This is a genomic window from Cupriavidus gilardii (assembly GCF_008801915.1).
Classification (GTDB): Bacteria; Pseudomonadota; Gammaproteobacteria; order Burkholderiales; family Burkholderiaceae; genus Cupriavidus; species Cupriavidus gilardii.
Map to the genome: position 1 here is coordinate 105228 of NZ_VZOV01000013.1, position 22557 is coordinate 127784.

The following is a 22557-nucleotide window of genomic DNA, read 5'->3' on the forward strand; positions in this document are numbered from 1 at the left end:
ATGACGGCGGATGGCCCAATCCTCCCGCGTTTCGCTACTCCACCGTCGCGTAAGCCAACGTCTTCGGCGTCTTGACGATGACCTCCGGCCGCTCGCCCACGATCACCGTGTCGTCCAGCCGGAAGCCGCCGAGTCCGTAGACATAAAGACCTGGCTCGGCGGAATACACCTCCCCCGCCAGCAGCGGCCGCGTATTGAACGCCATGTCCTCCGGATACTCATGCAGCATCAGGCCAACGGCATGGCCGGTCCGGTGAAAGACGTATTGCGCGCAGTCGGCCCGCTCGATCACCTGCAATGCCGCGGCATCCATGTCGCAAACGCGTTTGCCGAGCACCGCCGCCTCGACCGCGGCATCGGTGGCTTCGGCCGCGACGGAATACAGGCGCGCCTGCTGGTCCGTCGGCTTGCCGCAGAACCACGTCCGTTCGTTCTCGACGTACAGCCCATTCAAACGCGGCAGCACCAGGTTGACGATGGTGTCGCCCGGGGAAATGCGTGCGCCGCAGGCGGCGCCGTCGCCGTGCGGTGAGGCGGAGGCGGGGCCGGACAGCGTCCAGCACTTCAGGATGTCGAAGTCCTCGCCGGGGAAGCGGCGCGCGGCTTCCTCGACCATCAGGGCCGCCATCGCGTGATCGAGTTCCTGGACCAGCCGGCCCGCGCGGATGTTCTCACGGTAGCGATCCTGCACCCAGTCGGTCAGCGCCCCGAGTTCGCGCATGACCTGCAATTCCTCGGGATGCTTGACCCAACGCAGGCCTCGCATGTCCCTCATGGCCGGCCGCAGCGTCAGCTCGGGCAGATAGCGCTGCGCCGCCGTCAGGATGGGGTGTGCGACATCGACGGCGATACGCGACATGCCAAGCCCCTTCTCGGCCAGTAGCCCGGCGACGACCTCGGGCAACTGCGGCACCAGCGGCAGGCGATTGGAAACGCGTGGGTGCTCGGCGTAATAGGTGATATCCGACAACCACACCTTCCCCTTTTCGGTGGCGAAGCGCATATGGTTGGTCGACAGCTCATTCATCACCGCAAAGGTGTCGCCGTTGCGCGGAACGACGACGAACACCGGCCGTTCCCAGGGCCATACGTCCAGCTGGAAGTTGGTCGCGAATTGAAAGAAGTCGGGCGTGCCGAAGACCAGCGCATCGACGCGCAGCCGGTCCATCAGCTTGCGCATCGACGCGAGTCGGTATTCGTGGACGGCTTTTGTCAGATGGGGCATGGCGGTGTCAGAGAGAAATGCCGAGTTTGCGGATGATCGGACCCCAGGCTTCGGAGTCGCGCTTCATGTAGCGCTCGACCTCCGTTGAGGGTCCCTTGATCGGTTCGAGGAACTGGAAGGCCAGCTTCTCCTTCAATTGCGGGTCGTCCAGTGCCTGATTGATGTCGGCGTTGATCTTTTGCACCAGCGCCGCCGGCGTGCCGATCTTGGCGACGATGGCGTACCAGCCCGGCACCGCGACGTCATAGCCCAGCTCCTTGAAGGTCGGCACACTGGGCAACGCGGCGAGCCGCTTGTCACCGGTCACGGCGAGCGGCACCAGCTTGTGTCCGACGATGTTTGCGTGCACGCCGGCCACCACGTTCATCATCACCGGGGTCTGGCCGTTCATCAGGCTGGTGGCGCCGCCCGGCCCATTGAACGGGACGTGCTGCAGCTTGATTCCCACCTTTTCGGCGACCAGTTCCATTGCCAGATGCGTGGAATTGCCGACGCCGCCCGACGCGAAGCTGATCTCGCCGGGACGCGCCTTCGCCACCTGCACGAACTCCTGCAAGGTCTTGACCTTCAGCGACGGCGCCGCGACGAAGACGAACGGCGAGTTCGCCAGCATGGCAACGCCCACCAGATCCTTCGACGGGTTGTACGGCAGCTTCGGATACAGATGCGGGTTGAAGCTCAGGTTCGACACGCCGGCAAAGAACAGCGTGTAGCCGTCGGCGGGTTGCGACAGCACGTAGTTGATTGCCAGCGCGCCGTTGGCGCCGGGCTTGTTTTCCACCACCACCGCCTGCTTCCACGCCTGTCCCAGTCGTTCGGCCAGCGCCCGGGCCAGCACGTCGTTACCCGTGCCGCCTGCCTGGGGCACCACCAGCCTGACCGGCCTCGAGGGATAGTTTTCCGCCTGCGCGATACCGGGCAGCGTGGCGGCCAGCACTGCGCCCGCAGTCCAGCCCAAAAGTGTTCGCCGTTTCATTCCTGCACTCACCGTTTCGTCGATTCGTCCCGCTTGGGATGTCCTTCGGCCGCCTCAGCGGATGGCCGAATCGAGATGGAATGTACCATGTGGTACATCGATCGGTGTAGCGAGGGTATACGCGAAGGATCGCGCGAACAATCGCGAAAGAATCGCGAAAGAATCGCGTGGATGACAGCGCGAACTCAGCGGCTGGAATGCAGGGAAAGCAAGGGTAATCGGCGGATCATCGCTGGCGCGGCCGCGCCATCATTTCGGCGAAATACTCGATCGCGGCGGTGGTGCCCTTGCGGTCGCCGGTGGTGACCAGATCGAGCAGCAGCCCGCGGATCGTCGCCACTTCGACGCGGGCGAGCAGCTTCGCTTCGCTTCGGCTCATGCCGAGGCTGCGTTCGAAGCGTTCGGCCAGCATGCCGGTCCAGCTGCCGATGACATCCTCGAGAAAGCCGCTGAAGCGTTCGCGGTCGCGAATGGCACGGCCGTAGATTTCGAACACCAGCTGCATGATCGGCAGGTAGTTCGATGCCGAGTATCGTTGCCAGGCGGCAACCAGCGCTGACTTCGGATCCGTGCCCTCGGCCAGCGCATGATGTCGCGCCTGCTGTTCGGCATGGCGGATGCGATGCAGCAGCGCCTGCCAGAAGCCGTCCGCGGAGCCGAAGTAGTAGATCAGCATGCGGTGGCTGGTGCCCAGGGCCTCGGCCACGCTGCGCAGCGACAGGTCGCCAAGGCCATGGGTCAGCACGTGTTCGGTGGCCGCGTCGAGGAGTTGAAGGGCTTGCTCGCTGTTCGCGCGTGCGCTGGCGTCGGGCTTCTTGGTCGGCATGGGTGGCGGTCGATATGCGGGTCAACGACGCAAGGGCGTCGCGAACCGCGATTCTAGCCGCGGTCCGCCTCGCTATCGGCCCATTCCGACACTGTGCGCCAGCGCGCAAGCCAGCGGAACGGTCCGGCCTGTCCGCTCAGGCCTGGACGATCGGCTCGAACCCGCCATAGATCATCCGCTGACCGTCGAACGGCATGTTCTGCATGTCGTTCGCCAGCCGCGGATCGGCCATTGCAGCCTTCATGCCTTCGTCGCGCTTCTCGCGCGACGGCCACTCGATCCACGAGAACACGACGGACTCGTCGTCCTTGCGCTGCACCGCCATCGTGAACGACGTGACCTTGCCCTCGGGCACATCGTCGCCCCAGCATTCGAACACGCGCAGAGCGCCGTACTCCTTGAACACCTGCGCGGCCTTCTGGGCCATTTCGCGGTAGGCCTCGCGGTTGGCGGTGGGCACGGCAATGACAAAACCGTCGACATAGGACATGGTGGTCTCCTTGGAATCGATTGGCACCGGCGGTGGGGTCTGCGCCGGGTGGCGCAGCCTCGCCCTCGGAATGCGTCTCGTTACGATAGTGCAAGACCGGGCAATGTCCAAAGTGGACAGCAGCTAGCCCTCTCCCTCGCGGGGCAGGAAGCGGTCGCCTTCGGCCAGCGGCGCGAAACGATAGGTCGCCGGCGTACGCGACAGCTTCACCGGCGCCCCCAGCCCCCGATAGCCGCCCTCCATCTCGACCACCATCTGGCGGTGCGCCGTATGGGGATGCTGCAGCGCATCCGGCACCGACAGCACAGGGGCGCAGGGCACGCCGGCCTGCACCAGCGCATCGGCCAGCGCCTTGCCGTCGCGCGTGCTCAACTGCGCCTCCAGCTCGGCCTTCAGCGCCGACCGATTGACCGAGCGTGCCCCGGCCGTCGCATAGCGCGCGTCGTCGGCCAGCGCGGGCACGCCAAGCTGCTCGCACAGGATGCGGAACTGCCGGTCGTTGCCGACCGCGAGAAAGATCGGATCGGTGGCGGTGGCGACCGTGTCGTACGGATAGATGTTCGGATGGGCGTTGCCGGTCCGCTGCGGCGCCTTGCCGCTGAGGAACCAGTTGGCCGCGTGCGGGTGCAGCAGCGACAGCCCCGAGTCATACAGCGCGGCCTCGACGAACTGGCCGCGGCCGCTGCGCTCGCGCTCCTGCAGCGCCAGCAGCACGCCCAGCGCGGCATTCAGGCCGGTCACCATGTCGACCACCGGCAAGCCGACGCGCAGCGCTTCGCCGTCCGCCTCGCCGTTGATGCTCATGATGCCGGCCATCGCCTGGATCGCGGCGTCGTAGCCCGGCAGGCCGCCCAGCGGACCGTCGGCGCCGAAGCCCGAAACGCGGCAATGCACAAGGCGCGGGAAGCGTTCCGCCAGCGTTTCGTAGCCCAGGCCCCATTTCTCCATGGTGCCGGTCTTGAAGTTCTCGATCAGCACGTCGGCGTCGGCCAGCAGCGCGAGCAAGACCTCGCGCTCGGCCGCCGCAGCCAGGTCGAGCCGCATCACGCGCTTGTTCCGGTTCAGCCCGAAGTAGTAGGACGCCACGCCATCCTTGAACGGCGGGCCCCAGGCCCTCGTGTCGTCGCCCTGCGGCGGCTCGATCTTCAGCACGTCGGCGCCGTGATCGCCGAGGATCTGCCCGCAGTATGGGCCGCCCAGAATGCGCGACAGGTCGACCACCCGGATGCCGGCGAGCGCGCCGGTGCTTGCTTGCGTCATCGAAATTCCTCGGCTCGTTGCCATCGCCGGCGCCGTCGCCGGCGCCGGCGTCCATCCAGGTCAGTCCAGCTGCGCGCCGGACTTCTGCACCACCGCGCGCCACTTGCCCACCTCGGCCTTGATAAAGCCGCCCAGTTGCTCGGGCTTGGTCGACGGTGCGAACTCGAGCCCCTGCCCCTGCAGCGTCTTGCGGACCTCCGGCTGCTTCAGCGCATCGGCGAAGGCCGCGTTGAGCTTGCCGATGACTTCCTTCGGCGTGCCGGCAGGCGCCACCACGCCGAAGAACACCGACACGTCGAAGCCGGCGACGCCCTGCTCCGCGACCGTCGGCACATCGGGCAGTGCCTGCGAACGCTCGCGGGTGGTCACGCCGAGCGCGCGCAGCTTGCCGCTCTTGATGAACGGCAGCGCGGTCAGCACGTCGGTAAAGGTCATGCTGACCTGGCCGCCCAGCAGATCGTTCAGCGCCGGGCCGGTGCCCTTGTACGGGATGTGCTGGAAGTCGGTGCCCGCCAGGTTGTTGAACAGCACGCCGGCCAGGTGCGACGACGCGCCGTTGCCCGACGATGCATAGGTCAGCTTGCCGGGATTGGCCTTGGCATAGGCGGTCAGCTCGCTGACGTTCTTCGCCGGCACCGAAGGATTGACGACCAGCACATTGGGCAGATGGCCGATCTGGATCACCGGCGTGAAGCTCTTGACCGGGTCGTAGTTGATCTTGCGATAGAGACTGACATTGATCGCCAGCGGCGCCGAGGTGCCGAACATCAGCGTGTAGCCGTCGGGCTCGGCGCGCGCGACGGCTTCCGCGCCGATATTGCCGCCGGCGCCGGCGCGGTTCTCGACGATCACCGGCTGGCCGAGCGTGTTCTTCAGCGAGGCGGCCAGCGTGCGGGCCATCGCGTCGGTCGGACCGCCCGGCGGGTAGGTCACCACCATCATGATCGGCTTGGACGGATAGTCCTTCTGCGCGAAGGCGGGAGCGATGCCGGCGCACAGCGTCAGCGTGGATGCGGCGGCGAGCGCCGCGATGCGTTGCCAGGGGGTCATCTGGTGTCTCCTAGTCAGGCCATGCGCCGTCGGATTCGTCGTCCCGGGCGCTTGTGGGGTTGCTTGTTGCGTGGCTTGTTGCCGTGAAATCCGCCGCGATCGCATGCGACTCGCGGCGGGTGAATCCGCGTGTCTTCAGAACAGATCGACCTGATCGACCGCGCCGGCAGGCTGCACCGCGCCTTCGGCCGGCGGTGCCACGGTTTCGGCCAGCCAATCGGGTTCGGCGCCGCCCGCCAGTGGATCGCGCGGCAGCACGCGGTGGATCAGCACCAGCTGGGCCAGACGCATGCGGCGCACCGAGCCGATGCGTCCCGCTTCCCAGGCCATCGCCACCGCGCTGGTCGCGTGGTACAGCGCGGATGCGGCCTGGCGCGCGAGCACATCGCCCGCGGCATCGGCCTGGGCGGCGTCGGCCGCCAGCGTGCAGGCTCGTTCCAGCGCGCTGTCGAACGCCACACGGGCATTGGCGTGCAGCGGCGTCTGCGCCAACAGCTGCTGCAGATGGGCCCGCAGCACTGGCAAGGCGCCCTCGCGCCGGATTGCGCGCAGTACGTCGAGCGCGACGATATTGCTGGTGCCTTCCCAGATCGAGCCCAGGTGGGCGTCGCGCACCAGCCGTGGGTCGCTCCATTCCTCGATGTAGCCACAGCCGCCGCGGATCTCCATCGCATCGCCGGTGACCTTGCGCGCGTCGCGGCAGGCGCGGAACTTGATCAGCGGCGTCAGGATGCGCATCAGCGGATAGGCCTCGGTCTCGCCCGCATCGGCCCGGCGCAGCGCCTCGGCGGTCTGGAACACCATCGTGCGCGCCTGCTCGGTCGGCAGCGTCAGCTTCAGCAGCTGGCGGCGCATCAGCGGCATGTCGATCAGCCGCTTGCCGAAGGCACGGCGCTCCCGCGCGATGAACAGTCCTTCCGACAACGCCCGGCGCATCAGTCCGGCGGCGCGCACGCCGTTGGACAGCCGCGAATTGTTGATCATGTCCGCCATCTGCACGAAGCCGCGTCCCGGCTCGCCGACCAGCCACGCGTGCGCGCCTTCGAGGCGGATCTCCCCGCTCGCCATCGAGCGCGTGCCGAGCTTGTCCTTCAGCCGGATGATCCGATAGTGGTTCGGGCTGCCATCGGCCAGCCTGCGCGGCAACAGGAACAGCGACACGCCCTTGATGCCCTCCGGCGCGCCGTCCGGACGCGCCAGCACCATCGCCAGTTCCGCGTCGGGGTTCGAGCAGAACCACTTGTCGCCGGTCAGGCGCCAGCCGCCCTGCGCGTGCGGATCGGGTATCGCGCGCGTGGCGGTGGCCGCCACGTCGGAGCCCGCGCCCTGCTCGGTCATGAACATCGCGCCCTGGTACAGATCCTCGAATACCTGCGTGGTCAGGTTCGGCAGGAAGCGCTCGACCAGCTCAGGATCGCCGAACTTGCGCAGCGTCCGCGTCAGCGAATCGGTCATCGACAGCGGGCAGCACAGCCCGAACTCGGCCTGCACGAACAGATAGGTCAGCGCGTACTTGGCGGCTGCCGGCATCGGCTGCGGCCAGCCCAGTACGCCGCCGCGGTGCGATACCGCCGCCAGCCCGAACTCGGCAAAGGCCACGCGTTCGAGTTCGACATAGGCCGGATGCTTGTCGATGCGCTGCGCATCGATGCCGGTGCGCGTGCGATGCGTCAGCGTCGGCGGATGGTGGTCGGCGGTATTGGCCAGTGCATCGAGCACGCCGCCGGCCAGCGCGCCCATGCGATCCAGATGCGGCAACAGGTGCTGGTACAGGTCGGCCGGCAAATACAGCGGCAGCAGCGCGCGCAGATCGGGATCGCTGGCAAACAGATTGACGCCATGCTGGTCCGGCACCGGATGGGCGGCGGGCGTCGCGGCGGCGGCGGCTTGCGATGAAACGTCCTGACGGACGGCGCTGGTCGGCATGCTTGTCTCCTCTTCCCACTTCTCGGTCCGCCGGAACGCGGCCGGCTGGATGATGGAATGTTGGAGGAGACGGCGATTTGCGTCCAATACTAAGAATGGCTTGGACGATATGTTTTTCGTATTGACGCGAGTTCTGGTCCGGCTAGGGAAATACCCGCCCTCCCCCACCACCAATGCGCAACGCGTTGCATACTGTCCCGCCACGGCCGAGCCGTGCGAGCCGGGCGGGACAGCCTGGCCGTCGTATCGAGACCCTCGCATCGACACCATACAAAGGAGACAACATGCAACGACGTCAAATCCTGCGCCTCGCCGGCGCGGCATGGGTAGCGGGCGTGGCCGGGTTGCCGGTCGGACGCCTGCACGCCGAGGACTTTCCCAGTCGTCCCATCAAGCTGATCGTGCCCTATGGCGCCGGCGGCATCACCGACCAGATCGGGCGGGCGCTGGCCGATGCGGCGGGGCGCGAGCTGGGCCAATCGATCATCGTCGAGAACAAGCCCGGCGTCAGCGGCACGCTGGGCGCGACGCAGATGGCCACCAGCGAGCCCGACGGCTATACGCTGACGATGGCGCCGGTCGTGATCTTCCGCCTGCCGCACGTGCAGAAGATGCGCTACGACCCGCTGAAGGATCTGACCTATATCTCGATGATCGCGGACTACAACTTTGCGGTCGCGGTGCGCACCGATGCCAAGTGGAAGACGATGCAGGAGCTGGTGGCCGAGGCCAAGGCGTCGAGCCGCGGCATCAGCTACGGCACCACCGGCATCTACGGCAGCCAGCATCTGACGATCTCGGAACTGGCGCGCATCACGCAATCGAACTGGACGCATGTCCCCTACAAGGGCGACGCCGAGGCGATTACCTCGCTGCTGGGCGGCCAGTGCGACGTGGCGATGCTGACCAACACGCTGCTGCCCTATGTGAAGAACGGCCAGTTGCGCGTGCTGGCGGTGCTGTCCGAAAAGCGGGCGCCAGACTTTCCCGATGCGCCGACGCTCAGGGAGATCGGCTATCCGGTCTGGTCCAATTCGCCGTTCGGCATCGTCGGTCCCGCCGGCATGAAGCCCGAGGTCGTGAGGAAACTCGACACCGCGTTCCGCAATGCGCTGAAGGATCCGAAACTGCTGGCGGTGACGCAGCAGTACGGCATGTCGACCAACTATATGGGACCCGAGCAGTACAGCGCCTATGCGCAGAACGCCTTCAAGAGCGAGGGAGCGATCATCCGGCGGCTGGCCGAGGCGATGAAGAACCAGTAAGGTTCATTCGCCGGTGCCGCGGCCGAGTTCGCGCAGCAGCGTCTGTTGCGGCTCGGTCAGCGTGCGCAGCCGCGACGGCAGGTCGATGGCGACCGTCAGCAGCAGGTCGCCGGTCTTTTGCCTGGCGCGATCGTGCAGGCCCATGCCGCGCACGCGGATGACGGTGCCGCTGCGCGTCATCGCCGGAATCTCGGCCATCACCGTCTTGCGAAAGCGCACCACCGGCACGCGCCCGCCCAGGCAGGCCAGCACGAAGTCGATCTTCAGTTCGCGCGTCAGGTCCAGCCCATCGACGCCGAACACGCGGTCCTTGCGCACCCGGACCTTGCACATCAGGTTGCCGTTGGGGCCGCCGTCGATACCGGGGCCGCCCATGCCGCGGGCGCGCAGCACGGTGCCGTCGATCACGCCCGGCTTGATCTGCACGCGCAGCGCCTTGTCGACGCGGACCTTGCCGGTACCGCCGCAGGCATCGCAGGCTGCCGGCTCGACGCCGCGCCCGGCGCAGCGCTCGCAGGCGCCATACGCGTTGAACAGGCCGCGCCGCACCTGCCCCGTACCGGCGCACGTCTTGCAGCCCATCATGCGGATGCCGCGCGCATCGCAGTGCAGGCAGTCGACCGTCATCCTGACCCGCGTCGATGCCATGCCGCCGAGCACCGCCGTCTCCAGCGCGATGCTGGTCTCGCACAGATAGTCGACGCCGGCCTTGCCCGGCGCGTTGCGCCGCGGGCCGCCATGCGGCCAGGCTTCGCGCGCCGGGCGTGGGCCATGGGCGCCGCGGCCGTTGGCGGCGCCACTGCCTGCGCCATTGCCCCCGCCGTGACCGGAGCCGCCGCGCGGCGCCGCGCGCTCGGCGTCGTAGGCCATCCGGCGGCCGGCATCCTTGAGCACCGCGAAGGCATGCTGCAATCGCTTGAACCGCTCTTCCGCGACCTGCGGATCGTCCGGATTGCGGTCCGGATGCCAGCGCATGGCCAGCCGCCGATACGCCTGCCGGATCTCGTCCGCCGTGGCCGTCGGGGCAACGCCTAGGGTCTGGTAGTGGTCATGGTGCGTCACGGGGGCCTTGTGTTCGCCGTTGGCGCAGCCGGCGTTGCTGCGGGCGCGCTACCTGTTCAGCCGGCACATCGAAGGGATAACGGCATGCCGTGCGGAAACTGTAGGCATAGAATGAGGCCCGTTTCCGCACCCCTCCCACCTTCATCGAAGCGTCATCGAACGCCGCCCCTGCCATGGAGTTCCGCCATCTGCGCTATTTCCTCGTGCTGGCCGACGAGCTGCATTTCGGCCGCGCCGCGCGCCGGTTGTCGATCTCGCAGCCGCCGCTGTCGCTCAATATCCAGCAACTGGAGGCGTCGGTCGGCGCCCGGCTGTTCGAACGCGACAGCAAGGGCGTGCGCCTGACCGCGGCGGGGCGGGTCTTTCGCGAATCGGCGACCGCGCTGCTGGCGCAGGCCGAGGAGGCGCGGCTGCTGGCGCGCCAGATCGAAGCCGGTGCGGTGGGCAGGCTGCGCGTGGGTTTCGTCGGATCGATGCTGTACCGGGGGCTGCCGCAGAAGCTGCAACAGTTCGAGGCCGATCAGCCCGGCATCCAGATCGCGCTGACCGAGCTCAATTCGCAGGAACAGATCGAGGCGCTGCTGCACGGGCAGCTCGACGTCGGCTTCATCCACACCAGCCGCGTGCCGGACGAGCTGGCCACCCGGCTGATCCACAGCGAGCCCTTCGTCTGCTGCATGCCGGCCGCCCATCGGCTCGCGAGCCGACGCACCATCGCGCTGACCGAGCTGCGCGGCGAGACGTTCGTGCTGTTCTCGCGCAACGCATCGCCCGACTACTACGCGCGGATCGTCGACATGTGCGCGGCCGAGGGCTTCTATCCGCAGATCCGCCACGAGGTCCGGCACTGGCTGTCGGTGGTGTCGCTGGTCTCGCAGGGGATGGGCGTGGCGGTGGTGCCGGCGGCCTTGCGGCATTCGGCGCTGGCCGGCGCGGCCTTCCGGCCGCTGAAGCACAGCACCGTGCCGTCGGAAGTCTATTGCGTCTGGAAGGCGGCGCCGGACCATCCCGCACGCGACCGCTTCGTCGGCATCTTTCCGGCGCCGGCCGCGCGGCAGCGTTCGGCGCAGGGCTAGCGGGCCGACGCCTCGCGATACGCGCGGATGCGCTCGCGCAGCCCCGGCCGCGCGACCGAGTGGACCAGCGCGGCGAGCTGCCTCGCAAGTTCGCCGCCGTCGGCACGCGACGCGGCATGGATCGCCGCCTGCGTCTCGATGTCGAGCCGGCGCGCCTGACGGGCCAGCGCCTCCAGCGCGGTGTCTGGCTTGCCGTGCTCGTCCGCAACGAAGGAGCGTGTCGCCAGGCCGGCAGCGAGCGCGGTATCGGCATCGATCGTTGCGCTGGCGCCGATCCATTGGCGCGCCAGCGTCGGCCCGACCCGGGCGGCAAGCCGCGCGGTGCCCAGCACCAGCCCGAAGGCCGCGCCGGGGAAGGCGAAGCGGCCGTCGTCGGCCACCCAGCATTGTTCGCAGGCCGCCGCCAGATCGGCGCCGGCGCCCATGGCCCGGCCATGGACCCGTGCGACAGTGGTGAACGGTGCCGTGTAGATGGCCTGCAGCATCAGCTCGACCCGGACGAAGCGGGCCAGCAGCGTGTCATCGGTTTCGCTGTCGAGGTCGCCGAGGTCGAAGCCCGTGCAGAAGTGTTTGCCCGCCCCTTCGAGCAGCACCAGCCGCGTGCCGTCGCGCTGGCAGGCGAGCACCGCGTCGTGCAAGGCCTGCACCAGCTCGGCCGACAAGGCATTGCCCCGTTGTGGGCGGTTCAGCGTCAGCCGCGTGATATCGCCTTGCCGGTCGACCAGCAGCACGGGCCCCGCCGTGGCGGCCGCACTCGGCGCGCCGTCAGACATCGGGGGCCGCCCACAGATTCGGCGCGAAGCGGTTGGCATAGCCCGAGACGAATTCCTTCGGCGCGCCAGTTGCCGGGTCGAAGACATGGCGGCGAATGCGGCCGATATTGCCGCCGTACAGGTGGACGCTGACCGAGACCCGGTCGTCGAAGGCGTTGCGCACGCGGTGGATGTCGCCGAGCGACGGCGATACCGCCGCGACCTGGCCGGCCTCGAGCCGGGTCGCCTCGCCATCCTGATGGATGCCCCGATCGTCGCGCCGATAACGGATATCGATCTCGGCACCGCGCAGCACGCCGATCCAGCCCCACACCGTGTGGTCGTGCACCGGCGTCTGCTGTCCGGGGCCCCAGACGAAGCTGACGACCGAGAAACGATCGAGCGGATCGCCGTACAACAGGTATTGCTGGTAATAGGTCGGATGCGGCTGCGCCAGTTCGTCCGGAAGCCAGTCGTCACGGGCGACCAGCGCCTGCAGCAGGGGCCGCGTGCCTTCCAGCAAGGCAGCCTCGTCGCGATTGGGCCCCGCCATCAGCGACGTGACGCCGGCAACGAAGGTGCGCAGCGGTTCGATGGTGCGAGTCATGGCGTTTGCTCCTGCGTCTGCTGTTGCGTCTGCTGTTGCGTCTGCTGTTGCGTCTGCTGTTGCATTGGCCTTTGCGTCGGCGCTTGACTGCCGCCGCCGGCATGGGCAGCGCGAACCGCGTCAGTATGCTCGCCGAGGGCCGGCGGGGGGCAACGCACCGGCAAACCCATGCCGTCCAGCCGCAGCGGCGAAACGAAGGTCCGCGTCGCCACGCCGCCCGGCAGCGTCAGCGGGCGCACCCATTCCATGTGTTCGACCTGCGGGTCCTGCAGCGCGGCGGCATAGTCGTTGATGCGCGCGTGCGGCACGCCGGCGGCCTGGAAGGCGCCGATCCAGTGATCGACGCCGGCGGCGGCGAAGCGCTGCTCGAGCAGTTCCTTCAACGCGGTCTGGTTGGCGGCGCGATCGCGCGTGGTGGCAAAGCGGGGATCGTCGGCCAGCTCCGGCATCTGCACCACGCGCACGACTTCCAGCCAAAGCTTCTGGTTGCCGGCCGCGATCGCGAAGTAGCCATCGGCGGCGCGGAACGCCTGGTACGGCGCGTTGCGCGGATGCGCCGAGCCCAGCTTGGCGGGGCTGCGGCCGGTGCCGAAGTACTCGCTCGTCTGCAGCGCAGCGATGCCCAGCGTACAGCCATACATCGGCACATCGATATGCATGCCGGCGCCGCCGGCCCGCACCCGGGCCAGCGCGCTGGCGATCGCAAAGGCCCCGTACAGACCCGAAGCGAAATCGGCCAGCGGCACGCCGCACTTGACCGGCGCGCCGTCGGGCTCGCCGGTCACGCTCATCACGCCGGCGGCGGCCTGGATCGTCAGGTCGAAGCCGCCCTCGGTGGCGCGCGGCCCGCTCTGGCCATAGGCCGACACCGAGCAGTAGACAAGACCCGGATGGTCCTCGCGCAGGCTCGCATAGCCCAGCCCCAGGCGGTCCATCACGCCGGGCCGGTTGTTCTCGACGACCACGTCGGCTTCGAGCATCAGCCGGCGCGCCAGCGCGAGGTCTTCCGGCTGCTTCAGGTTCAGCACCACCGAGCGCTTGTTGCGGTTCAGCGAGGCGAAATTCTCCGAGAAGCCGGCCGAAATCGGCGGCCATTGCCGCAACGTATCGCCGTCGGGCGGCTCGACCTTGACCACGTCGGCGCCCATGTCGGCCAGCAGCATGCCGCAGAACGGCCCGGCGGCGACGGTGCAGAACTCCAATACCTTGACGCCGGCGAGCGGCAGATCCTTTTCGTTCAGGTCGGGCATGACGATGGCGGCAACGGGATGGCGCCGGCTGGCGGGAAGGTGAGCCGGCGGCCGGGTTGCGGGCGCCGGGGCATGCGGGGCATTATATGAACGTGCCGGAATACGGGACAATGGTTCCGTATTTGAGAACGGCGCGGACGACCCGCCCGTTGCCTCCCACGGCCCCTGCCCCGCGGCGGGAGAGCGGGGCGAAACCGGGACGCAGGCCAACTCCAACCGCTAACCATGAACAACACCTTGATCAAAGGCCTGGGCATCGTCGAGCTGCTGGCCCATAGCGACCGGCCGCTGGGGCTGACCGAGATCGCCAACCGGCTCGGCATGGCCAAGAGCAATGTCCATCGGCTGCTGCAGGCGCTGACCGAGCTGCGCTATGTGATTCGCGACGAGGACACCGCGGGCTACAGCGCCTCGATCAAGCTGTGGGAGCTGGGCTCCGCGGTGCTCGGCCGCCTCGATCTGCGCCGCCACGCCGAGGGCTGGATGGAACGGCTGATGCACGACAGCGGCGAAAGCGTCCACCTGTCGGTGCTCGATCGCGGCGAGGTCGTCTACGTGCACAAGATCGACAGCCCCAATCCGGTCCGCGCCTATACGCAGATCGGCGGACGTGCGCTGGCACATTGCGTGGCGACCGGCAAGGCCATGCTGGCGTTCCAGCCGCCGGTCGTGCTGCAACGGATGTCGACGGCGCTGGAAGGCGCCACCGCCAATTCGATCGTCGAGCCGGCGCGCTTCCTGCAGGAAATGGACAAGGTGCGGCGGCAGGGCTATGCCGTCAATCGCGGCGAATGGCGCGAGTCGGTCCACGGCGTGGCCGCGCCGATCGTCGACGGCCATGGCCAGGTCTTCGCCGCGGTAGGCCTGTCCGGGCCGGCGGAGCGCTTCAAGCCGCAGAAAGTGCGCACCTTCGCCGAGATGGTCCAACACGCCGCCGCCGAAATCTCGGCGAGCCTGCGCGGCGGGCACCGGCACAGCGCACTGGCGCTGGCCACGCGCGGCATGGTGAGCGCAGGGCGTTGAGCCGTGCGCCAGCGCGCATTCCCCCCTTTGGCAGGGGTCCAGCGGACCCGAGTGTTCCGCGGAAGCCACAACCGCGCCGGATTGGTGCAGCGCGCATAGGCCGCTCCAAGATTCACCTTATAATGCCGCCACCTGGCCGACATCGAACGGACTTACCCAGTTCTCACCGGTGCGGAGGGCAGGCGGGCGATTGGCCTGCGCAATAACAAGAACGTGGTCATGTAGTGCCCTTTCAGGCCTGAGCCGCGGTCGTGCATGCGCGCCCCGACCAGCCTGTCAAAGTCGCCGGGGAGTTCTTCGATTTTGCGCACGTCCAGGGCCCGCGCCTGGATGATTCGAACAAACACGATCGAGGAGCTCCCAATGAAGCATTCCCGTCTTACCTCCCTTTCTCTCGCCGCCGCGCTGGTCACCTTCGGTGCCGTCGCACAAGCGGAAACCGTCAAGATCGCTATCGCCGGCCCGATGAGCGGCTCGGTCGCGCAGTACGGCGACATGGTCAAGGCGGGCGCGCTGACCGCCATCGAGCAGATCAACGCTGCCGGCGGCGCCGGCGGCAACAAGCTCGAAGTGGTGCTGATGGACGACGCCTGCGAGCCCAAGCAGGCCGTGGCCGTCGCCAACAAGATCGTCAGCCAGGGCATCCGCTATGTGATCGGGCACGTCTGCTCGGGCTCGACCATTCCGGCCGCCGACATCTACGAGAACGAAGGCGTCGTGATGGTGACGCCGTCGGCCACCGCGCCGCAGCTGACCGAAGGCAAGAAGCGCAAGATGATCTTCCGCACGATCGGCCGCGACGACCAGCAGGGTCCGGCCGCCGCGCAGTACATCATCGGCAAGGTCAAGCCCAAGAAGGTCGCCGTGCTGCACGACAAGCAGTCGTACGGCCAGGGCATCGCCGCCTCGGTGCGCAAGGACCTCGAAGCGGCCAAGATCCCCGTGGTGCTGTTCGAAGGCATCAACGCCGGCGATTCGGACTACTCGGCCGTGATCACCAAGCTGAAGTCGCAGGGTGTGGACTTCGTCTACTTCGGCGGCTATCACCCCGAAATGGGCCTGCTGCTGCGCCAGGCGCGCGAGCAGGGCGTCAAGGCGACGTTCATGGGACCGGAAGGCGTCGGCAACAAGGACGTCACCGCGATCGCCGGCCCGGCTTCGGAAGGCATGCTGGTCACGCTGCCGGCCGACTTCTCGGCCGACCCGGCCAACGCGGCGCTGGTCAAGGCGTTCGCAGACAAGAAGCGCGATCCGAACGGTCCGTTCCAGATGCCGGCCTACGCGGGCGTCAAGATCATCGCCGACGCGATCGCGGGCGCCAAGAGCACCGATCCGACCAAGGTCGCGGCGTACATGCACAAGAACGCCTTCCAGACCCCGATCGGCAAGGTGGAATACGACGCGCAAGGCGACCTGAAGTCGTTCAAGTTCGTCGTCTTCACCTGGCACAAGGACGCCACCAAGACGGCCGCCAACTGATCGCCGGCGCGGTCCGTGCCAACGCCCCGTTCGTCGCCGAACGGGGCGTTTTGATATGCCGGGCCGCTTCGATCGCGCCCTTCCCTACGCGGGAAGGGCCCGCCGCGACAGGCACGCCGGCTTCACCGATGCGGTGCCGACAGGCCCGCGCCCCGGCCGACGTGCAGTACAGACGGGACGTACCCCATGAACGAATTCCTACCTCAATTCACCCAGCAGCTGGTCAACGGCCTGACGCTGGGTGCGATCTATGCGCTGATCGCCATCGGCTACACGATGGTCTACGGCATCATCGGCATGATCAATTTCGCCCACGGCGAGATCTACATGATCGGCGCCTATGTCGGCCTGGTGACGCTGACCGCCATCGGCGTGGCGGCCGGCTATCCGCTGCCGCTGGTGCTGGGCGCCGCGCTGCTGGTGTCGGTGATCGTCACCGGCCTGTACGGCTTCGCCGTCGAGCGGGTCGCCTATCGGCCGCTGCGCGGCGGACCGCGGCTGGTGCCCCTGATCTCCGCGATCGGCATGTCGATCTTTCTGCAGAACTACGTGCAGATCGGCCAGGGCGCGCGCGACGTGTCGGTGCCGGTGCTGATCAGCGGCGCGCTCGAGCTCGAGATGGGCGGCGATTTCACGGTGACCGTGCCGTATTCGCGCCTGCTGATCGTCGGCGTGACGCTGGTGCTGATGATCGCGCTGACGCTGTTCATCGGCCACTCGCGCATGGGCCGCGCCTGCCGCGCCTGCGCCGAGGACATGCGCATGGCCAACCTGCTCGGCATCGATACCAACCGCGTGATCTCGTTCACCTTCGTGCTGGGCGCGATGCTGGCCGCCGCGGGCGGCGTGCTGATCGGGCTGACCATCGGCAAGCTGAACCCCTTCATCGGCTTCGTCGCCGGCATCAAGGCCTTCACGGCCGCGGTGCTGGGCGGCATCGGCAGCATTCCGGGCGCGATGCTCGGCGGCGTGCTGCTGGGGCTGGCCGAGACCTTCGCCTCGGGCTACATGCCGGCCGAATACAAGGACGTGGTTGCGTTCGGCCTGCTGGTGCTGATCCTGCTGTTCCGTCCCACCGGCCTGCTCGGCAAGCCGGACGTGGAAAAAGTCTGAGGACCGCGCCATGAACTCCTCCATTTCGATGACGCAATTGCTGAAGAACGCCGTCTGGGCGGCGGTGCTGACCGCCATCCTGACGATCCCCATCCTCGGCCTGCAGCTCAAGCTCGAGGGCTATCGCGTGGTGCTGGAACCGCACTGGCGGCCGGTGTGGATCGCGGTGGCCGCGGTCTTCCTGTTCCAGCTGTTCAAGCCGGTGATCCACCGCTCCACCTCGGCGGTCAAGCTGCCGGCGCTGCCCACGCTCGCGCCGGGACAGCAGCGCGCCGCGGTCTGGGTGCTGCTGGCGGTCGGGCTGATCTGGCCGTTCTTCGGCTCGCGCGGCGCGGTCGACGTCGCCACGCTGGCGCTGATCTACGTGATGCTGGGCCTGGGGCTGAACATCGTGGTCGGTTTCGCCGGCCTGCTCGACCTCGGCTATGTCGGCTTCTACGCGGTCGGCGGCTACACCTATGCGCTGCTGAACCAGGCCTTCGGCCTGTCGTTCTGGGAGTGCCTGCCGATCTCGGCCGGCATGGCGGCGCTGTTCGGCTTCCTGCTGGGCTTCCCGGTGCTGCGGCTGCGCGGCGACTACCTGGCCATCGTGACGCTGGGCTTCGGCGAGATCATCCGCCAGCTGCTGAACAACCTGACCAGCCTGACCGGCGGGCCGGACGGCATCTACGGCATCCCGAAGCCGACCGTGTTCGGCATCCCGATGACCCGCAGCGCCGGCGAGGACGGTGCCCGCACCTTCCACGACCTGCTCGGCCTGGACTACAGCGGCGAACACATGGTGATCTTCCTGTACCTGCTGGCGTTGCTGCTGGTCGGCGTGACGCTGTTCGTCACCAGCCGGCTGATCCGCATGCCGATGGGCCGCGCCTGGGAGGCGCTGCGCGAGGACGAGATTGCCTGCCGCTCGCTGGGCCTGAACCCGACCCGGATCAAGCTGTCGGCCTTCACGCTGGGCGCGACCTTCGCGGGCCTGGCCGGCGCGTTCTTCGCCGCGCGCCAGGGCCTGGTCAATCCTGAATCGTTCACCTTCATCGAATCGGCGCTGATCCTGGCCGTGGTGGTGCTGGGCGGCATGGGCTCGCAGCTGGGCGTGATCATCGCCGCGATCCTGCTGACGGTGCTGCCCGAGGTCGCGCGCGGTTTCGCCGAATACCGGATGCTGCTGTTCGGCCTGGTGATGGTGCTGATGATGATGTGGCGCCCGCAGGGCCTGTTGCCCGCCAACCGCCCGCACGTGGAGTTGCCGCAATGAGTGCACAGAGCGCAGAACTATTGAAAGTAACCGGCCTGCAGATGCGCTTCGGCGGCCTGCTGGCGGTCGACGGCATCGATTTCAGCGTCCGCAACGACGAGGTGTTCGCGATCATCGGGCCGAACGGCGCAGGCAAGACCACGGTGTTCAACTGCGTCGGCGGTTTCTACAAGCCGACCGCCGGCGAGGTGATGCTGGACGATCGCCCGATCGCCGGCCTGCCGAGCCATATGGTCGCGCGCCAGGGCCTGGTCCGCACGTTCCAGAACATCCGGCTGTTCAAGAACCTGACGGTGGTCGAGAACCTGATGGTTGCCCAGCATCGCCGCGTCAAATCGGGCCTGCTGCACGGGCTGTTCGCCACGCCCGCCTACCGCCGCGCCGAGCGCGAGGCGCTGGGCCGTGCCGCCGAATGGCTCGACCGCATGGGGCTGCGCGCGGTGGCCAACCGCGAGGCCGGCACGCTGTCGTACGGCCACCAGCGCCGGCTCGAGATCGCGCGCTGCATGATCACGCAGCCGCGCCTGCTGATGCTGGACGAACCCGCCGCCGGCCTGAACCCGCAGGAAAAGGTCGAACTGAAGATGCTGATCGACCAGCTGCGGCGCGAGTTCGGTATCGCCGTGCTGCTGATCGAGCATGACATGAGCCTGGTGATGGGCGTGTCCGACCGCATCCTGGTGATGGAGCACGGGCGCCCGATCACCATCGGCAAACCCGAGGACGTGCGCAACGACCCGCGCGTGATCAAGGCATACCTGGGAGAGGACTGATGCTGAAGCTGGAACAGGTCCATACCCATTACGGCGCCGTCGAGGCGTTGTGTGGCGTATCGATCGAGGTCAACCAGGGTGAGATCGTCACGCTGATCGGCAGCAACGGCGCGGGCAAGACCACGCTGATGATGACGATCTGCGGCAGCCCGCGCGCCTCCAGCGGCCGCGTGCTGTTCGAGGGCCGCGACATCACCGGCTGCTCGACGCACGAGATCATGCGCATGGGCATGGCGATCTCGCCCGAGGGCCGGCGCGTGTTTCCCAGCCTGACCGTGCTGGAGAACCTGAAGATGGGCGCCTTCTTCGCCAAGCGCGACGAGATCGAGGCCGGCATCGAGCATGTGTTCAAGCTGTTCCCGCGGCTGGAGCAGCGCGCCTCGCAGCGCGCCGGCACCATGTCCGGCGGCGAGCAGCAGATGCTGGCGATCGGCCGCGCGCTGATGAGCCGCCCGCGCCTGCTGCTGCTCGACGAGCCGACCCTGGGCCTGGCGCCGATGATCATCGCGCAGATCTTCGACATCATCCGCACGATCCGCGAGGAAGGCGTGACGGTGTTCCTGGTCGAGCAGAACGCCAACAAGGCGCTGCAGGTGGCCGACCGCGGCTATGTGCTGGAAACCGGCAAGGTGGTGCTGGCCGATACCGGCGCGAACCTGCTGGCCAACGACCAGGTGCGCAACGCGTACCTGGGCGGCTGAGGCGAAGGCAAGCGCGGCGACGCACCGGCCCGGCCACCGCCGTCCGACCCCGGGCGGCGGTGGCCGGGCCGCTTTGCTTGCGGCACGCCAGGCGGCACCCCACGCCAGTACGGCACATCGAGCGTGATCATATGCAGTACAATGCAAACGATTCTCATCTACGCTCGCTGATTCATCACTAAGCAAGCGGTCAGGTAGTACCGGCGCCACGCCGGCAAACCCGCCCGCGGGACCAAAGCTCATGCGCTTGTCAGAATTGCCGCGGCGCACCGCGGCCATCGTACTGTCGGTCGACGACAGCACCCCGAACGATCCCATCGCCCGACGCCTGCGCGAACTCGGCTTCGTGCCCGGTGAGGCCGTGCAGATCATCACCTACGGCCCGTTCGGCAAGGACCCGCTGGTCGCTCAGGTCGGCAGCACGCGCTTCGCGTTGCGCCGCGCCGAAGCCGCCCGCGTGACGGTGCAGCCCGAGGGCGCGCGCACCGGCAGCATGGCCGATGCGGCCGATAAAGCCAGTACCGCATGAAGCGGACCGATTCGAATTACGCCATGTCCGTCGCTACTTCTCCCGCCACTCCCGCTTCCGCCGCCACCGCGCAGGCGCCGCTGCGCGTCGCGCTGGTCGGCAACCCCAATTGCGGCAAGACCGCGCTGTTCAACCGGCTGACCGGCAGCCGCCAGAAGGTGGCCAACTACGCCGGCGTCACGGTCGAGCGCAAGGAAGGGTATTTCGTCGCGCCGTCCGGCCGGCAGGTGCGCATCCTCGATCTGCCCGGGGCGTACAGCCTGCACGCGACCAGCCTGGATGAAGCCATCACGCGCGACGTCTGCATGGGCAACCGCCCCGGCGAGGCCGTGCCCGACCTGCTGGTGTCGGTCGTCGACGCCACCAATCTGCGGCTGCACCTGCGCTTCGTGCTGGAGCTGCGCCGTCTCGGCCTGCCGATGGTGGTGGTGCTCAATATGAGCGACGCGGCCGAACGCCGCGGCATCCGCATCGACCGCGACAAGCTCGCCGCCGCGCTGGGCGTGCCGGTGGTGCAGACGGTCGCCGTGCGGCGCGGCGGCGCCGCCGCGCTGCTGTCGCTGCTCGATGGCGCGCTGCCGTCGGCCCCGCCGCCTCCGCCGGCGCCCGCCGACGATTTCGACACCCATGCCGAGGTCAAGCGCCTGCTCGAGGCCGCGGTGACGATGCCGACCGCGTCGGCCAGCCTCGAAGACCGTATCGACCGTGTGGTGCTGCATCCGGTGTTCGGCCTGGCGATCCTCGCCGTGCTGCTGTTCCTGATGTTCCAGGCGGTGTTCTCGTGGGCCGAGCCGATCATGGAAGGCATCGAGGGCGGCGTGGCCTATGCCGGCGAACTGGTCGGCGGCCTGCTGCCCGATGGCCTGCTGCGCAGCCTGATCGTCGACGGCCTGATCGCCGGCCTGGGCAGCGTGGTGGTGTTCCTGCCGCAGATCCTGATCCTGTTCCTGTTCATCCTGACGCTGGAGGAATCGGGCTATCTGCCGCGCGCGGCGTTCCTGCTCGACCGGCTGATGATGGGCGCCGGGCTGTCGGGACGGTCGTTCATCCCGCTGCTGTCGAGCTTCGCCTGCGCGATTCCCGGCATCATGGCGACCCGCACGATCCAGGACCCGCGCGACCGGCTGACCACGATCCTGGTCGCGCCGCTGATGACCTGCTCGGCGCGGCTGCCGGTCTACGCGCTGCTGATCGGCGCCTTCATTCCGGCGGACACCGTGATGGGCCTGTTCAACCTGCAGGGGCTGGTGCTGTTCGCGCTCTATGTGGCCGGCATCGTCAGCGCGCTGGTGGTCGCCTATGCGCTGAAGTTCTTCCGCCGCGACCGCACCGAGCATCCGCTGCTGATGGAGCTGCCGGCCTACCGCATTCCGAATCCGCGCGATGTGCTGATCGGCCTGTGGGAACGCGCCCGCATCTTCCTGTCGCGCGTCGGCAAGGTGATCCTGACGCTCACCGTGCTGCTGTGGTTCCTGGCGACCTTCCCGTCGCCGCCCGAAGGCGCAACGCTGCCGCCGATCGACTACAGCTTCGCCGGCATGATCGGCCATGCGCTGGAGAAGGTGTTCGCGCCGGTCGGCTTCAACTGGCAGATCTGTATCGCGCTGGTGCCGGGCCTGGCCGCGCGCGAGGTCGCGGTGGGCGCGCTGGCGACCGTCTACGCGCTGTCGGGCAGCGAGGACACCGTGGCCGCGCAGCTCGCGCCGATGATCGCCGCGCAATGGTCGCTGGCCACCGCGCTGGCGCTGCTGGCGTGGTTCGTGTTCGCGCCGCAGTGCATCTCGACGCTGGCCGTGATCCGCCGTGAAACGAACTCGTGGAAGGTGATGGCCGCCTCCACGCTCTATCTCGCGGGGCTGGGCTATCTGGCGGCATTCGTCACCTATCGCGTGGCGCTGCTGTTCAGCTGAGGCATTCGG

The 22557-nt window shown here is 68.0% G+C and carries 21 protein-coding genes; 10 read left to right on the forward strand and 11 right to left on the reverse strand.

What is annotated here, in order from left to right:
* Positions 1 to 34: 34 nt before the first annotated feature.
* The 7 genes from F7Q96_RS16475 to F7Q96_RS16505 all read right to left on the reverse strand — a co-directional run bounded on the left by F7Q96_RS16475 (position 35) and on the right by F7Q96_RS16505 (position 7753).
* Positions 35 to 1225: a M24 family metallopeptidase gene (locus F7Q96_RS16475; protein ID WP_151022983.1), complete on the reverse strand. Its 1191-nt coding sequence runs from the start codon at positions 1223 to 1225 to the stop codon at positions 35 to 37.
* Between the two features lie 7 nt (positions 1226 to 1232).
* Positions 1233 to 2201: a Bug family tripartite tricarboxylate transporter substrate binding protein gene (locus F7Q96_RS16480; RefSeq protein WP_053823363.1), complete on the reverse strand. Its 969-nt coding sequence runs from the start codon at positions 2199 to 2201 to the stop codon at positions 1233 to 1235.
* A gap of 226 nt (positions 2202 to 2427) precedes the next feature.
* Complete coding sequence (locus F7Q96_RS16485; RefSeq protein ID WP_053823362.1) at positions 2428 to 3027, reverse strand: TetR/AcrR family transcriptional regulator; 600 nt, start codon at positions 3025 to 3027, stop codon at positions 2428 to 2430.
* A 136-nt stretch (positions 3028 to 3163) separates the two neighbouring features.
* Positions 3164 to 3517: a DUF1428 domain-containing protein gene (locus F7Q96_RS16490; RefSeq protein ID WP_053823361.1), complete on the reverse strand. Its 354-nt coding sequence runs from the start codon at positions 3515 to 3517 to the stop codon at positions 3164 to 3166.
* Between the two features lie 123 nt (positions 3518 to 3640).
* Positions 3641 to 4777, reverse strand: a complete 1137-nt coding sequence (locus tag F7Q96_RS16495) for a CaiB/BaiF CoA transferase family protein (RefSeq protein ID WP_053823360.1) — start codon at positions 4775 to 4777, stop codon at positions 3641 to 3643.
* 60 nt (positions 4778 to 4837) lie between these two features.
* Positions 4838 to 5827, reverse strand: coding sequence for a Bug family tripartite tricarboxylate transporter substrate binding protein (locus tag F7Q96_RS16500; protein WP_053823359.1), 990 nt, complete (start codon positions 5825 to 5827; stop codon positions 4838 to 4840).
* A 135-nt stretch (positions 5828 to 5962) separates the two neighbouring features.
* The gene (locus tag F7Q96_RS16505; RefSeq protein WP_053824524.1) at positions 5963 to 7753 is read right to left on the reverse strand and encodes an acyl-CoA dehydrogenase family protein; all 1791 of its coding nucleotides are present in this window, start codon (positions 7751 to 7753) and stop codon (positions 5963 to 5965) included.
* A 284-nt stretch (positions 7754 to 8037) separates the two neighbouring features.
* Between F7Q96_RS16505 and F7Q96_RS16510 the strand changes: the two genes are divergently transcribed.
* Positions 8038 to 9018, forward strand: a complete 981-nt coding sequence (locus F7Q96_RS16510; protein ID WP_053823358.1) for a tripartite tricarboxylate transporter substrate binding protein — start codon at positions 8038 to 8040, stop codon at positions 9016 to 9018.
* Positions 9019 to 9021: 3 nt separating this feature from the next.
* On the opposite strand, the gene F7Q96_RS16515 is transcribed toward F7Q96_RS16510, so the two are convergent.
* A complete protein-coding gene (locus F7Q96_RS16515; protein WP_053823357.1) occupies positions 9022 to 10080 on the reverse strand; it encodes a DnaJ C-terminal domain-containing protein in 1059 nt (352 codons plus the stop codon).
* A 173-nt stretch (positions 10081 to 10253) separates the two neighbouring features.
* Here F7Q96_RS16515 and F7Q96_RS16520 point away from each other — a divergent pair, with 173 nt between their 5' ends.
* On the forward strand, positions 10254 to 11156 hold the full coding sequence (locus F7Q96_RS16520) for a LysR substrate-binding domain-containing protein (protein WP_053823356.1): 903 nt from the start codon (positions 10254 to 10256) through the stop codon (positions 11154 to 11156).
* On the opposite strand, the gene F7Q96_RS16525 is transcribed toward F7Q96_RS16520, so the two are convergent.
* The 3 genes from F7Q96_RS16525 to F7Q96_RS16535 are packed head-to-tail and all read right to left on the reverse strand — an operon-like array spanning position 11153 to position 13765.
* Complete coding sequence (locus F7Q96_RS16525; protein WP_053823355.1) at positions 11153 to 11929, reverse strand: enoyl-CoA hydratase/isomerase family protein; 777 nt, start codon at positions 11927 to 11929, stop codon at positions 11153 to 11155. The two genes, F7Q96_RS16520 and F7Q96_RS16525, sit on opposite strands and share 4 nt — an antisense overlap.
* Positions 11922 to 12515 carry a cysteine dioxygenase family protein gene (locus F7Q96_RS16530; protein ID WP_151022986.1) on the reverse strand — a complete coding sequence of 198 codons (594 nt, stop codon included), beginning with the start codon at positions 12513 to 12515 and terminating at the stop codon, positions 11922 to 11924. The genes F7Q96_RS16525 and F7Q96_RS16530 overlap by 8 nt, the downstream gene beginning before the upstream one ends.
* Positions 12512 to 13765, reverse strand: coding sequence for a CaiB/BaiF CoA transferase family protein (locus F7Q96_RS16535; RefSeq protein WP_053823353.1), 1254 nt, complete (start codon positions 13763 to 13765; stop codon positions 12512 to 12514). Before F7Q96_RS16535 ends, F7Q96_RS16530 begins: the two co-directional genes overlap by 4 nt.
* 225 nt (positions 13766 to 13990) lie before the next feature.
* On the opposite strand from F7Q96_RS16535, the gene F7Q96_RS16540 reads away from it, so the two are divergent.
* The 8 genes from F7Q96_RS16540 (at position 13991) to feoB (ending at position 22548) form a co-directional block, all read left to right on the forward strand.
* Positions 13991 to 14788: an IclR family transcriptional regulator gene (locus F7Q96_RS16540; protein WP_053823352.1), complete on the forward strand. Its 798-nt coding sequence runs from the start codon at positions 13991 to 13993 to the stop codon at positions 14786 to 14788.
* Between the two features lie 363 nt (positions 14789 to 15151).
* Entirely contained in the window at positions 15152 to 16267 is a 1116-nt protein-coding gene (locus F7Q96_RS16545) for a branched-chain amino acid ABC transporter substrate-binding protein (RefSeq protein ID WP_053823351.1), read from the forward strand.
* 186 nt (positions 16268 to 16453) lie between these two features.
* A complete protein-coding gene (livH, locus tag F7Q96_RS16550; RefSeq protein WP_006576581.1) occupies positions 16454 to 17380 on the forward strand; it encodes a high-affinity branched-chain amino acid ABC transporter permease LivH in 927 nt (308 codons plus the stop codon).
* 10 nt (positions 17381 to 17390) lie between these two features.
* Positions 17391 to 18635 (forward strand): high-affinity branched-chain amino acid ABC transporter permease LivM, encoded by a 1245-nt coding sequence (locus F7Q96_RS16555; RefSeq protein WP_053823350.1) that lies wholly within the window; start codon positions 17391 to 17393, stop codon positions 18633 to 18635.
* The gene (livG, locus tag F7Q96_RS16560) at positions 18632 to 19408 is read left to right on the forward strand and encodes a high-affinity branched-chain amino acid ABC transporter ATP-binding protein LivG (RefSeq protein WP_053823349.1); all 777 of its coding nucleotides are present in this window, start codon (positions 18632 to 18634) and stop codon (positions 19406 to 19408) included. The genes F7Q96_RS16555 and livG overlap by 4 nt, the downstream gene beginning before the upstream one ends.
* Positions 19408 to 20109: an ABC transporter ATP-binding protein gene (locus F7Q96_RS16565; protein WP_006576578.1), complete on the forward strand. Its 702-nt coding sequence runs from the start codon at positions 19408 to 19410 to the stop codon at positions 20107 to 20109. The genes livG and F7Q96_RS16565 overlap by 1 nt, the downstream gene beginning before the upstream one ends.
* 241 nt (positions 20110 to 20350) lie before the next feature.
* Positions 20351 to 20638 carry a FeoA family protein gene (locus F7Q96_RS16570; protein ID WP_053823348.1) on the forward strand — a complete coding sequence of 96 codons (288 nt, stop codon included), beginning with the start codon at positions 20351 to 20353 and terminating at the stop codon, positions 20636 to 20638.
* A 23-nt stretch (positions 20639 to 20661) separates the two neighbouring features.
* A complete protein-coding gene (feoB, locus tag F7Q96_RS16575; protein WP_053824523.1) occupies positions 20662 to 22548 on the forward strand; it encodes a ferrous iron transporter B in 1887 nt (628 codons plus the stop codon).
* The last annotated feature ends 9 nt before the right edge of the window (positions 22549 to 22557 follow it).

Coding starts and splice junctions, on each gene's coding strand:
- F7Q96_RS16475 (WP_151022983.1), bottom strand. CDS start 1,225: ATGCCCCATCTGACAAAAGCCGTCCACGAATACCGACTCGCGTCGATG.
- F7Q96_RS16480 (WP_053823363.1), bottom strand. CDS start 2,201: ATGAAACGGCGAACACTTTTGGGCTGGACTGCGGGCGCAGTGCTGGCC.
- F7Q96_RS16485 (WP_053823362.1), bottom strand. CDS start 3,027: ATGCCGACCAAGAAGCCCGACGCCAGCGCACGCGCGAACAGCGAGCAA.
- F7Q96_RS16490 (WP_053823361.1), bottom strand. CDS start 3,517: ATGTCCTATGTCGACGGTTTTGTCATTGCCGTGCCCACCGCCAACCGC.
- F7Q96_RS16495 (WP_053823360.1), bottom strand. CDS start 4,777: ATGACGCAAGCAAGCACCGGCGCGCTCGCCGGCATCCGGGTGGTCGAC.
- F7Q96_RS16500 (WP_053823359.1), bottom strand. CDS start 5,827: ATGACCCCCTGGCAACGCATCGCGGCGCTCGCCGCCGCATCCACGCTG.
- F7Q96_RS16505 (WP_053824524.1), bottom strand. CDS start 7,753: ATGCCGACCAGCGCCGTCCGTCAGGACGTTTCATCGCAAGCCGCCGCC.
- F7Q96_RS16510 (WP_053823358.1), top strand. CDS start 8,038: ATGCAACGACGTCAAATCCTGCGCCTCGCCGGCGCGGCATGGGTAGCG.
- F7Q96_RS16520 (WP_053823356.1), top strand. CDS start 10,254: ATGGAGTTCCGCCATCTGCGCTATTTCCTCGTGCTGGCCGACGAGCTG.
- F7Q96_RS16525 (WP_053823355.1), bottom strand. CDS start 11,929: ATGTCTGACGGCGCGCCGAGTGCGGCCGCCACGGCGGGGCCCGTGCTG.
- F7Q96_RS16530 (WP_151022986.1), bottom strand. CDS start 12,515: ATGACTCGCACCATCGAACCGCTGCGCACCTTCGTTGCCGGCGTCACG.
- F7Q96_RS16535 (WP_053823353.1), bottom strand. CDS start 13,765: ATGCCCGACCTGAACGAAAAGGATCTGCCGCTCGCCGGCGTCAAGGTA.
- F7Q96_RS16540 (WP_053823352.1), top strand. CDS start 13,991: ATGAACAACACCTTGATCAAAGGCCTGGGCATCGTCGAGCTGCTGGCC.
- F7Q96_RS16545 (WP_053823351.1), top strand. CDS start 15,152: ATGAAGCATTCCCGTCTTACCTCCCTTTCTCTCGCCGCCGCGCTGGTC.
- livH (WP_006576581.1), top strand. CDS start 16,454: ATGAACGAATTCCTACCTCAATTCACCCAGCAGCTGGTCAACGGCCTG.
- F7Q96_RS16555 (WP_053823350.1), top strand. CDS start 17,391: ATGAACTCCTCCATTTCGATGACGCAATTGCTGAAGAACGCCGTCTGG.
- livG (WP_053823349.1), top strand. CDS start 18,632: ATGAGTGCACAGAGCGCAGAACTATTGAAAGTAACCGGCCTGCAGATG.
- F7Q96_RS16565 (WP_006576578.1), top strand. CDS start 19,408: ATGCTGAAGCTGGAACAGGTCCATACCCATTACGGCGCCGTCGAGGCG.
- F7Q96_RS16570 (WP_053823348.1), top strand. CDS start 20,351: ATGCGCTTGTCAGAATTGCCGCGGCGCACCGCGGCCATCGTACTGTCG.
- feoB (WP_053824523.1), top strand. CDS start 20,662: ATGTCCGTCGCTACTTCTCCCGCCACTCCCGCTTCCGCCGCCACCGCG.